This window comes from Pseudomonas sp. PDM03, assembly GCF_014852385.1.
Taxonomy (GTDB): domain Bacteria; phylum Pseudomonadota; class Gammaproteobacteria; order Pseudomonadales; family Pseudomonadaceae; genus Aquipseudomonas; species Aquipseudomonas migulae.
On record NZ_JACVBM010000004.1, the window covers coordinates 180,384 to 192,126 of the forward strand.

10 protein-coding genes are annotated in these 11,743 nt (G+C 59.0%); 6 read left to right on the forward strand and 4 right to left on the reverse strand.

What is annotated here, in order from left to right; all coding sequences use genetic code 11:
* Window positions 1-229: 229 nt before the first annotated feature.
* On the forward strand, window positions 230-685 hold the full coding sequence (locus IB254_RS09345) for a DUF721 domain-containing protein (protein WP_008029261.1): 456 nt from the start codon (window positions 230-232) through the stop codon (window positions 683-685).
* Window positions 686-805: 120 nt separating this feature from the next.
* Here the strand turns inward: IB254_RS09345 and IB254_RS09350 are convergent, their stop codons facing one another.
* On the reverse strand, window positions 806-2,293 hold the full coding sequence (locus IB254_RS09350) for a helicase HerA-like domain-containing protein (RefSeq protein ID WP_192417099.1): 1,488 nt from the start codon (window positions 2,291-2,293) through the stop codon (window positions 806-808).
* Window positions 2,294-2,467: 174 nt separating this feature from the next.
* On the opposite strand from IB254_RS09350, the gene IB254_RS09355 reads away from it, so the two are divergent.
* From IB254_RS09355 to IB254_RS09370, 4 genes are all read left to right on the forward strand, one after another.
* Window positions 2,468-4,357 (forward strand): methyl-accepting chemotaxis protein, encoded by a 1,890-nt coding sequence (locus IB254_RS09355; protein WP_192417100.1) that lies wholly within the window; start codon window positions 2,468-2,470, stop codon window positions 4,355-4,357.
* Between the two features lie 176 nt (window positions 4,358-4,533).
* On the forward strand, window positions 4,534-5,655 hold the full coding sequence (locus tag IB254_RS09360; RefSeq protein WP_192417101.1) for a glycosyltransferase family 4 protein: 1,122 nt from the start codon (window positions 4,534-4,536) through the stop codon (window positions 5,653-5,655).
* The gene (locus tag IB254_RS09365) at window positions 5,648-6,424 is read left to right on the forward strand and encodes a DUF2334 domain-containing protein (RefSeq protein WP_192417102.1); all 777 of its coding nucleotides are present in this window, start codon (window positions 5,648-5,650) and stop codon (window positions 6,422-6,424) included. The genes IB254_RS09360 and IB254_RS09365 overlap by 8 nt, the downstream gene beginning before the upstream one ends.
* Window positions 6,421-7,416, forward strand: coding sequence for a lysylphosphatidylglycerol synthase transmembrane domain-containing protein (locus tag IB254_RS09370; RefSeq protein WP_192417103.1), 996 nt, complete (start codon window positions 6,421-6,423; stop codon window positions 7,414-7,416). The genes IB254_RS09365 and IB254_RS09370 overlap by 4 nt, the downstream gene beginning before the upstream one ends.
* 831 nt (window positions 7,417-8,247) lie before the next feature.
* Here the strand turns inward: IB254_RS09370 and IB254_RS29475 are convergent.
* Window positions 8,248-8,439, reverse strand: a complete 192-nt coding sequence (locus tag IB254_RS29475; RefSeq protein WP_225602298.1) for a hypothetical protein — start codon at window positions 8,437-8,439, stop codon at window positions 8,248-8,250.
* Window positions 8,440-8,525: 86 nt separating this feature from the next.
* Window positions 8,526-9,374: a formyltetrahydrofolate deformylase gene (purU, locus tag IB254_RS09375; RefSeq protein WP_008031689.1), complete on the reverse strand. Its 849-nt coding sequence runs from the start codon at window positions 9,372-9,374 to the stop codon at window positions 8,526-8,528.
* A 339-nt stretch (window positions 9,375-9,713) separates the two neighbouring features.
* On the opposite strand from purU, the gene mvaT reads away from it, so the two are divergent.
* On the forward strand, window positions 9,714-10,091 hold the full coding sequence (mvaT, locus tag IB254_RS09380; protein ID WP_007933316.1) for a histone-like nucleoid-structuring protein MvaT: 378 nt from the start codon (window positions 9,714-9,716) through the stop codon (window positions 10,089-10,091).
* A 99-nt stretch (window positions 10,092-10,190) separates the two neighbouring features.
* On the opposite strand, the gene sbcB is transcribed toward mvaT, so the two are convergent.
* Window positions 10,191-11,621, reverse strand: a complete 1,431-nt coding sequence (gene sbcB, locus IB254_RS09385; RefSeq protein ID WP_192417104.1) for an exodeoxyribonuclease I — start codon at window positions 11,619-11,621, stop codon at window positions 10,191-10,193.
* Window positions 11,622-11,743 lie beyond the last annotated feature (122 nt).

An 11,743-nucleotide genomic window follows, 5' to 3' on the forward strand; every position in this document is an offset into this window, starting at 1 on the left:
ACGAGCATTCTACCCGGAAACGATGGTGAGGAAAGTGGCGTTGTTCCACGATGCATGCACTGCGCTGTTACGGGGCTCACTTAAAATAAGGGCTTTTTGCTGAACTTCAAGCCAGCGACGGCAGAAGTTACTTGTTGATTTAATGGGTAAAGCGCGCGCAAAGCAATGGGTCGGGCGCATCCAGTGCTTTCTGCTACCATGGCGGCTCTGTTACTTCAGGTGTCTGATCATGGCATTTCGCCCTCTTACGGCCAGAGCACCCGCCGTTCTGCTTCGCGAAGCCAAACCGCTGAAAGCCATTTTCGGCCATGCTCAACGCCTGGGTCATTTACAACGTCTGCTCGAAAGCCAATTGCAGCCTGCTGCGCGTGAACATTGCCATGTGGCGTCGTGGCGCGAAGGCAGCTTGTTGCTGATTGTCACCGACGGTCATTGGGCAACGCGTCTGCGCTATCAACAGAAGCGTCTGCAACGGCAGTTGCAGATGTTTGATGAGTTCGCCAGCCTGACGCGGATTCTGTTCAAGGTGCAGCCGCCGACCGTTCAGCAAGGAGCGGCCGGGCATACCATCAGTTTGTCGACGGATGCGGGGGCGACGATTCAGGCTACGGCTGAGGGGATCAGCGATCCGAACCTGCGGGCGGCGCTGGAACGATTGGCGGCTCACGCCAAACCCAAGGACTGACATAGAACCCCTGTGGGAGCGAGCCTGCTCGCGATAGCGGTCTGACATTCAACGCATTGGTTGACTGACACACTGCTATCGCGAGCAGGCTCGCTCCCACATTTAGATTGTGCCCGCTTGCTATCGGCGTTTGCTGCCTCCCAGCAGTGAGCCCATCAACCCGCGCACCAACTGCCGACCAAGCTGATTGGCCGCCTGTCGCATCGCCGATTTCAGTGCCTGCCCTGCCGCCGTGCCGAGGAACTCCCCGGCCTTGTCAGTGAAGCTCGGCTCCTCTGGTGCCGGTTTGCCGGGCACCGCTTCTGCCTCCGGCGCCAGCCCTTTACGGCCCATCAATATTTCATACGCGGATTCCCGATCAACCGGCTTGTCATACCGGCCCTTGAACGGCGAACCGGCGATCAGCACCGTGCGCTCAGTCTCGGTTAGCGGCCCGATCCGCGATTGCGGCGGCGCGACCAATACGCGCTGGACCATCTCCGGCGTGCCCTTGTCCTGCAACGTGCCGACCAGCGCCTCGCCAATCCCCAGTTCAGTCAACACCGACAAGGCATCAAACGCCGGGTTCGGCCGGAAGCCCTCGGCCACGGCCCGAAGGGACTTTTGTTCCTTGGCAGTGAACGCACGCAAACCATGCTGGATACGCAGACCGAGCTGCGCCAGCACGTCATCCGGCAGGTCGCCCGGCGATTGGGTGACGAAATACACGCCCACGCCTTTCGAGCGAATCAACCGCACCACTTGCTCAAGTCGCTCCTGCAACGCCTTGGGCGTATCGGCAAACAATAAATGAGCCTCGTCGAAAAACAGCGCCAGCAGCGGTTTGTCAGCATCGCCGCGCTCCGGCAGTTGCTCGAACAGTTCAGCCAGCAGCCACAACAGGAACGTCGCGTAGACCTTCGGCGCTTCGTGCACCAGACGACTGGCATCGAGCAAGTGAATGCGCCCGCGCCCCTCGGCGGTCGGTTGCAGAATGTCTTCGAGTTGCAGCGCCGGCTCGCCGAACAAGGCTTCAGCACCTTGTTGCTCCAGGGTCGCCAATCGGCGCAACAGGGCCTGACTGGAACCGGTGGTCATCAATGCGGCGTCATCGCCCAGCAATTCGGGGTGGTCGCGCAGGTGATTGAGCAGTGCCTTCAGGTCCTTCAAGTCCAGCAGCAACAGGCCTTCGCGGTCCGCCACCTTGAACGCGGCGTACAACGCCGATTGCTGACTGTCGGTCAACTCCAGCAGGGCACCAATCAACAGCGGGCCCATTTCGCTCAAGGTTGTGCGCAAGGGATGACCGGACTGGCCGTGTATGTCCCACAAAGTGACCGGGTACGCCTGCGGCGTGTGATTCAGCCAGGGCATCCCGGCGATTCGCTCGGCGATCTTGCCCTGCGGGTTGCCGGCGGCACCGAGGCCGCACAGATCACCTTTGATGTCCGCCGCAAACACCGCCACGCCGGCATCGCTGAACGCTTCGGCCAGTCGTTGCAAGGTGACGGTCTTGCCGGTCCCGGTAGCGCCCGCGACCAGACCGTGACGGTTCGCCAGGCGCATGGCCTGGGCGATCGGTTGCCCCGCGAGATCGGCACCGATAACGAGTTGCGATGAATCAGGCATTTGGTCACCCATGGTTAATCTTTAATTCTGCACGGCCGATATAAAAGACTGAAAAGCTTCGGTAATCCCCCCAAGGAGAGGACGGAAATATCAGCTTGTTTTCATGACCGCCCACTGCGCGCTTCCTTATAAAAGCACGCCTTGGGCATTAAGACCTTAGCGGAACCCCAAGCCATGAACAAAAATCTGCGCTTCAGCCATAAAATCCTGCTTGCCGCCGCTCTCATCGTCATTGCCGCGTTCGCCTCGTTCACCCTGTACAACGACTATCTACAGCGCAACGCCATTCGTGAGGACCTGGACAAGAATCTGCAAAAAATGGGCAGCGTGACTGCCAACAATATCCAGACCTGGCTGACCGGGCGCAGTCTGCTGATCGAAAACCTCGCACAAAACGCCGCGCTGAACCCGGACATCGGCAACGTCGCCAAGCTGCTGGAGCAGAAGGCGGTGACGTCGACCTTCATGGGTGCTTACATTGGCAACAAGGATGGCACCTTCATCATCCGCCCGGACAGCAAAATGCCGGATGGCTATGACCCGCGCGCCCGCCCTTGGTACAAAAGTGCCCAAAGCACCAGCGGCTCGGCGCTGACCGAACCCTATATCGATCTGGCCTCTGGCCAACTGGTCATTTCCATCGTCAACAGTGTGCTCAAGGACGGTCAAAACATTGGTGTGGTCGGTGGTGACCTGAGCCTGCAAGTTATCGCCGACAGCCTGAATGCGCTGGACTTCGATGGCATGGGTTATGCGTTCCTGATCAGCGCCGACGGCAAGATCCTGGTGCACCCGGACAAAGCGCTGGTGATGAAATCCCTGGCTGAGGCGTACCCGAAAAACACACCGCGCATCAGCAGCGATTTCAGTGAAGTGGAAGTCGATGGCAAAACCCGCATCGTCACGTTCACCCCGATCAAAGGCCTGTCTTCCGTCAACTGGTACATCGGTCTGTCGGTGGATAAGGACAAAGCCTTCGCGAAACTCAGCGATTTCCGCGCCTCGGCGGTCGTTGCGACCGTCATCGCAGTTGCGATCATCATTGCCTTGCTGGGCATGCTGATCCGCATCCTGATCCAGCCGCTGCACGTCATGACCCGCGCCATGGCCGACATTGCCGACGGCGAGGGCGACCTGACCAAACGTCTCACTATCCAGAACAACGATGAATTCGGCCTCCTGGGCACCGCGTTCAACCGTTTCGTGGAGCGCATTCACGGTTCGATCCGCGAAGTGTCCTCGGCCACCGGCCAGGTCAACGAAGTGGCGCTGCGTGTAGTCGCGGCTTCCAACTCGTCGATGTACAACTCCGACCAGCAAGCTTCGCGCACCAGCAGCGTCGCCGCCGCGATCAATCAGCTCGGTGCCGCTGCCCAGGAAATCGCGCGCAATGCAGCCCAGGCGTCGAGCCAGGCCAGCGATGCCCGCAGCCTCGCAGAAGACGGCCAACAGGTGGTGGATCGCAGCATTGTCGCGATGAACCAACTGTCGAGCATGCTCAGCGCTTCGAGCACCAACATCGAATCGCTGAACAGCAAAACCGTGAACATCGGGCAGATTCTCGAAGTGATCACCAGCATTTCCCAGCAAACCAACCTGCTGGCGCTGAACGCCGCGATCGAAGCGGCCCGTGCCGGTGAAGCCGGGCGTGGTTTTGCCGTGGTGGCCGATGAAGTGCGCAACCTGGCACACCGCACGCAGGAATCGGCGCAGCAGGTGCAGACCATGATCGAGGAGCTGCAAGTCGGCGCCCGCGAATCCGTCAGCACCATGAGCGACAGCCAGCGCCACAGTCAGGACAGCGTGGAAATCGCCAACCTGGCGGGCGAACGCCTGAACAGCGTGACGTTGCGCATTGGTGAGATCGACGGGATGAACCAGTCCGTGGCGACGGCGACCGAGGAACAGACGGCGGTGGTGGAATCGATCAACGTCGACATTACCGAGATCAATACGTTGAACCAGGAAGGGGTGGAAAACCTGCAATCGACGTTGCGGGCGTGTTCGGACCTGGAACAGCAGGCGGCGCGTCTGAAGCAGTTGGTCGGTAGTTTCCGGATCTGATGCGCTTCTGAGGGCCTCATCGCTGGCAAGCCAGCTCCTACAGGGTTCAGTGTCGCCCTTGTAGGAGCTGGCTTGCCGGCGATGGCGTCGTCCGCACCGCCACAAACCTCACGGACAGCCAACCGAACATCTATTCTTCATTAAGGTCAACCAAGGGAGTACAACGGACCGGAGGGATGTTCATCGTGCACATCGCGGACATAACCATGTTCTACGCCCCTGCCAGCGGTGGCGTGCGCACGTATCTGGATGCAAAACACCGTCGTCTGGGCGTCAAGCCCGGCATTCGCCACAGCCTGCTGATCCCCGGCTCACATCTCAGCGAACAGGACGGCGTTTACACGGTTCCGGCTCCTGCCCTGCCGTTCGGCAAGGGTTATCGTTTCCCCCTCCGTCTAGCCCCTTGGCGAAATGTCCTGAAGGATTTGCAGCCCGATCTGATCGAAGTCGGTGACCCGTACCTCACGGCCTGGGCGGCGCTCGATGCCCGCCGCCAACTTGATGTGCCGGTGATCGGCTTCTATCACTCGGACTTGCCGCTGCTGGTCAGCAATCGCATGGGCAATTGGGTCACAACCAACGTCGAAGCCTATGTCAAAAAGCTCTACGGCAACTTCGACCGGGTCTTGGCGCCGAGCCGGATCATGGCCGACAAACTGACCAACCTGGGCGTGAACAACGTTTTCGTCCAAACGCTGGGCGTCGACCTGCAAACCTTTCATCCCGATGCCCGGGATCCAGGCCTGCGGACGCAACTGGGCATCAATGAAAACACGCACCTGCTGATTTTTGCCGGGCGAGGCTCCAAGGAAAAAAACCTGCCGGTGCTGCTCGAATGCATGCGACGCCTGGGTCGGCGTTATCACCTGTTGCTGGTGGGGTCATCGATGCCGGCCGTGGTCCCGGACAACGTCACCGTCATCGATGAATTCTGCCCGGCGACACAGGTGGCAAGGCTGATGGCCAGCGCCGATGCGCTGCTGCATGCCGGTGATCAGGAAACGTTTGGCCTGGTGATCCTCGAAGCCATGGCCAGCGGCATTCCGGTGGTGGCGGTGGCGGCTGGGGCCTTCGAAGAAATCATCAGCGCAGAATGCGGGCTGCTTTGCACGCCGAACGACCCGGCGGCGATGGCCAATGCGGTACAGGAGCTGTTCAGTTCTGGCAGTGCCGCGCTCGGCCAACAGGCGCGCCTCCATGTCGAACGGCATTACTCGTGGGATGCGGTGGTCAACAGCCTGTTGGGCCACTATCACGCCGTCCTCGGCAGCCAATGGCCGCTGGCCGCCAATGGTTGAGCCCATGACTGAGCCCTGCCTGTTACTCGTGCTGCATGACGTCGCGCCGCACACCTGGGCCGATTACCAACCTTTTGTCGAAGCCGTCGACGCCTTGGGCGAGGTGCCGATGACCTGGCTGGTGGTGCCGGATTTCCACAGACACAACGATCTGGAGGCGCACCCGGGGTTGCGCCGCCTGCTGACCGGTCGTGTCGCCCGAGGTGACGAACTGGCGCTGCACGGCTATTTTCATTGTGATGATGAGTCGCCGCCCAACACGCCACGAGACTGGTTCATGCGCCGCATTTATACCCGTGAAGGCGAGTTCTACACGCTGTCTCAGGACGCGGCCCTCGCGCGTCTGCGCGCAGGTATCGAGCTGTTTCATCGCTATCACTGGCCGCTCGAAGGGTTCGTCGCTCCGGCCTGGTTGATGAGCGAAGGTACGCGCCAGGCCTTGCGCCAGTTACCCCTGAGTTACACCAGCGATCCACAGCATCTGTTTCGCCTACCGGATTTCACCCCGGTCGATGCCCCGGGACTGGTCTGGAGTGCGCGCAGCGCATGGCGGCGAGGTTTGTCGAAGCTCGTCAGCGATCAGCGCGAACAACGCTGGCGCGAGGCGCCGGTGATTCGTCTGGGCCTGCACCCGGTGGACATGCGTCATCGGTTCGCGCGCGATTACTGGCTGCACACCCTCAAGCGATTACTCGACCAAGGCCGCATGCCGATGACCAAGGCTCGCTGGCTGGCGCTGCACAGCGACCGTGTCGGTCGCGCCGCATGAGCCGGGGGATTCTGCTGTTTGTCGCGCTGCTCGCGGCGGTGCTGATTCCGCTGCTGCTGGGTGGCAACCAGACCTGGTCACGATTGCAAAGCTTTCCACTGAGTTGGTTGCTGATCATGTTCGGCATGATCCTGCTCTGCTGGGGAGTGAACACGATGCGCTTGCGCCTGTTGCTGGGTGATGAGCGCGACAAGGTCAGCCCGGTCAAAAGCCTCGGCGTGGTGATGGCTGCCGAGTTCGCCTATTGCGCCACACCGGGCGGCAGCGGCGGACCGCTGACCATCATGGCGCTGCTGGCCCGCAACGGGGTGCGCCCGGCACGGGGCAGCGCGGTTTTCGCTATGGACCAACTCAGCGATCTGCTGTTCTTTCTCTGTGCGTTAAGCGGGATTCTGATTTATGCGCTGTTCCAGCACCTCAGCGAACGCATGGAGTGGCTACTGACCGTCAGTGCGATATCGATGTTCGGCGGGCTGCTCAGTTGTGTGGTGATCGCGCGCTACCATCGGCTGCTGATTCGCCTGAGCGGGCGGCTGCTCGCACGCCTCAATGTCAAAGGCACCACGCGTATGCGCTGGGCGCGAAAACTCCTGCACTTTCTTGCGGCGTTCACTGACACGCTGAAGTTGCCCTTTCGGACATTGATCAAGGTGTTTGCCCTGACCTGTGTGCATTGGGTGCTGCGCTACAGCGTGTTGTACCTGGCGTTGCGCGGGCTCGGCGCGGATTTGCAGTGGGCCTGGAGTTTTTTGATTCAGATGCTTTCGCTGAGTGCGGGGCAGTTCAGCCTGTTGCCGGGGGGCGCCGGGGCGGCGGAATTGACCTCGGCGGCATTGCTGGCGCCCATGGTGGGGAAATCTACTGCGGCGGCGGCGATTTTGATTTGGCGGGCGGTGACTTATTACTTTTATCTGGTGGTGGGGGGGCCGGTGTTTTTGTTGATGGTTGGGCGGCCGTTGTTGAAGAAGTTGATGAGGTTTAAGCAGGCTTAGTTTTTTGATTGTGTGTATATCCGTTGATGCGGTAACGGCGGCTTATGGTTTCGCTTTTACAGCGAGTCACTTTCGAAAAGCGCGAAAGTAACCAAAGCGCTTCTGCCCCTTTCGTTCGGTGCCTCGCCTAGGCTCGGCATCCCCTCGCTCCGGTCCTGCTCCGTGGGCCCGCCGCCATCGGCCATCCATGGCCGGGGGCGGCTAACCCGGCATCCATGCCGGGTTGCCCACTGCGCAGAACCTCCACTCGGCCTCTCGAGGGGGCGACTACCGCCACAGCCGCCGAGGCGGCCTGAAAGCCGACCTGGCTCTTCAGTTGTCCGCGTTGTTCTTCACTGCTGCGGCTACTCATTCCAGATGTGTACACCGATCCCCTGTAGGAGCCAGCCTGCTGGCGATGGACGTCAACGATGACGCGGGCTGTCTGAATGAACGCGTTGTCCGGACGTTTTTCGCGGGCAAGCCTCGCTCCTACAGGGAATCGCGTTTGCTTTCGCTTTTCACCACTCATCAGGCCGAGCGTTAGCTCGCCTTCAGCTTTTGATCTGAGCGCCCCCTCGAGAGGCCGAGCGCAGGTTCTGCGCAGTGGGCAACCCGGCATGGATGCCGGGTTAGCCGCGCACGGCCAAGGATGGCCGATCGCGGCGGGCCCACGGAGCAGGACCGGAGCGAGGGCATGGCGAGCCTTAGCGAGCCACCGAACGAAAGGGGCAAGAGCGCTTTGGTTACTTTCGCGCTTTTCGAAAGTGACTCGCCGTAAGGGCGAAACCAATAGCCGCCGTTACCAAAGAAACGGATATGTACACAATCAAAACGAGCAAACGCCAGACCTCAAGACCGCTTCGCCGGCAAGCCAGCTCCTACAGGCTCAGGCTCAGAATTCAACTGCTCCCACAACTCCGCCGCACCGGGAAATTCCGTGCCGTCTTCGGCACTCATCTCATCCGGATCATAACGACTCAAACACCCCTCCCCCAATGTCGCGGGAGCCTTGGAAGTAGCTTTGTCCAGTGGATCAGCCATGGTCATGTCCTCAGTGCAGAAACGGCGAAGGGCCTGAAACGATTGAACGCCCAGGCCCTTCGAATTTCAACCGCGTCGTGTGGCGGTCAGAACACTACAGTCTTATTACCGTGCACCAGCACCCGGTCTTCCAAGTGATAACGCAGACCGCGAGCCAACACCATTTTCTCGACATCACGACCGAAACGCACCATGTCTTCGATGCTGTCGCTGTGGCTGACACGCACAACGTCTTGCTCGATGATCGGACCAGCGTCCAGCTCTTCGGTCACGTAGTGACACGTCGCACCGATCAACTTCACCCCGCGCATGGAAGCCTGGTGATACGGCTTGGCGCCGACGAACGACGGCAGGAAGCTGTGGTGAATGTTGATGACCTTGTGCGCATACTCGCTGCACAACTCGGGTGGCAGGATTTGCATGTAGCGGGCAAGTACCACCACTTCGGCATCGTGCTGTTTGACCAGGCGCGAGACTTCGGCAAACGCCGGCTCTTTATCCTGCGGATTGACCGGTACGTGGTAGTAAGGAATGCCGTGCCACTCAACCATGCTGCGCAAATCATCATGGTTGGAAATCACGCAGGAGATTTCGCAATCCAGTTCATCGCTGTGCCAGCGGTGCAGCAAGTCGGCCAGGCAATGAGATTCACGGCTTGCCATCAACACCACGCGCTTCTTCTGCGCGGTATCGGTAATGCGCCAGTTCATCGAGAACTCTTCGGCAATCGGCGCGAACGCCTCGCGGAAAGCCTCGATACCAAAAGGCAGCGAGTCGGCACGAATTTCGTGACGCATGAAAAACCAGCCACTGAGATTGTCCGAGTGATGGCTCGCTTCAGTGATCCAGCCGTTATGTGACGCCAGAAAGTTACTGACTTTAGCAACGATGCCGACGCGGTCCGGGCAAGCAATCACCAGCCGAAAAGTGCGCATGAGGGGGAAACTCCAGAACTTCGCAAAGGCCGCCATTCTAACGATTGCGCAAAAAAACTGCAGTATAGATGACACCTCGCGTTGCGTGAGGGCCGCCGGCACAAGCGTTGAGGGCTGTCGGTTACCTGCGCGATGGTGATCCTGTCAGCATTCTTCAAGCATTCAATTGTGAATATCTGTGATACCTGCGTCACACTATTTAACTGTACATCCAATTTGCGCCCTATTCATCGCAACTAATTTAAATAAACCCCGGTTAAATGTTTACTTGATGAAACACCCTGACTATTATTGCCGCACTGTCACCTGCCATCCAGCGCACAACATAAGGTAGTCCCCATGTCCTTGATCAACGAATATCGTGCCACCGAAGAAGCTATCAAAGAGCTGCAAGCCCGTTTGAAGAACCTGTCCCAAGACGACAAACTGCAAACCGAGCTGGAATTCGAAGGCAAACTGCGCACCCTGATGGGCGAATACTCCAAGTCCCTGCGTGACATCATTGCGCTGTTGGATCCAGAATCCAAAACCAAAGCACCACGCGGCGGCGCAGTAAAAACTACTGGCACCAAGCGTGCTCGCAAAGTTAAACAATACAAAAACCCGCACAACGGCGAAGTCATCGAAACCAAAGGTGGCAACCACAAAACTCTGAAAGAGTGGAAAGCCAAGTGGGGCGGCGACGTGGTTGAAGGCTGGGCTACCCTGCTGGGCTAAGCCGCGAAGCTTGTCGCAGACCCATCCGCGACAAAAAAGAACGCCAGCAATCGCTGGCGTTTTTTTATGCCCGAGATTCAGGCCCGTGCATTTTCATTTTCAAAGATTCAAACGTTTGCGCAATGCCTGGACATAATTGTTCCACTCATTGAGCACCTCTTGCTGGAATGGCGTCGCAGTAATGTTCAATTGGGCTGCAGCTTCTACAAATGCTTCCAGGGTATTGGGCGCCCCGCACTCGGGCGCTGACAAACGTTGCTGACAGAATACTCGCCAGCGTTCTTGCTCTTCGAAACTCAACGTTTCGGGAAAGTTACGTGCGCGATATCGAAACAATAATTCAGGCAAACGTTCATCATCGAAAGGCCATTGCTCTTGCGCTAATTGCGCCGGGTCAGCCGCCCGGACTTGCTCACAAAGACGCCGGTCCCGATCACCGATAAAACCATCGTATAACTGTTGTTCAGGGTCTTGGCTCTGAGCGAAATCATCTCGGGCATAAATGGCCTGAACTTTATCTCGCCAAATTGTTTGTGCGGCACTTAGTCGCAGCGTGCGCTCCTGATAAAGCGCCATATCCAGCCCCAGTCGTTGCTGATCATCGGGACGAAGCACCGACAACGGCGCCACCACCGGGCATTTGTTGATGTGGATGAGTTTGAGCGGCACCGGCAGTTCGCCTTCGGCCAGTTCATCGCGACGGGTATACAAACGCTGGCGCAAGGTCTCGGCATCCAGGTCGAGCAACCCCTGGGGATCCAGGTGCAGGTCACAGACAATCAGCGCGTTCTTGTTGCGCGGATGCCAGGCCAGCGGCAACACCACACCGACATAACTGCGTGCCGCCGAAAAACGCCCGGAAATGTGCACCATCGGCTGCAACAGCCGAATCTGATCCATCACCTTTTGTTTGCTGCGCAACTGAAAAAGCCAGTCGTAGAGCTTCGGCTGTTTTTCCCGGATCAGCCGTGCCAGTGCGATGGTTGCGCGAACGTCCGACAGCGCTTCGTGAGCATTGCCGTGATCGATGCCGTTGGCGGCGGTCAGGCGTTCGAGCTTGAGCGTCACCCGTCCTTCGTCGTCCGTCGGCCAAACCAGGCCATCGGGCCGCAAGGCATACGCCGCACGCACCACATCGATCAGGTCCCAGCGACTGTTACCGCCCTGCCACTCGCGGGCATAGGGGTCGAAGAAATTTCGGTACAGGCTGTAACGAGTCATCTCGTCGTCGAAACGCAAGGTGTTGTAACCCGCGCCACAAGTGCCCGGTGCCGCCAGTTGCGCATGTACCCGAGTCATGAAATCGGCTTCGCTCAAACCGTGTTCGGTCAGTTGACCCGGCGTGATGCCGGTGATCGCGCAGGCCGCCGGATGCGGCAGGATGTCTTCACTGGGCTGGCAATAAAGATTGACCGGCTCGTCTATGACATTGAGATCAAAGTCAGTGCGCAGCCCCGCCACTTGCAGTGGACGGTCGCAACGCGGGTTGATGCCGGTGGTTTCATAGTCGTACCAGAAGATCGAGGTCACGGGCTATTCCTGAACTGAAGATCGGCGAAGTCTAGGCGTTCACATCCCGCCCCGGCCAGTAATCTTGCATTCAATCACCTCTGACCACGCACCGTGCAATACATAGTTATGTCGTTTCCCCC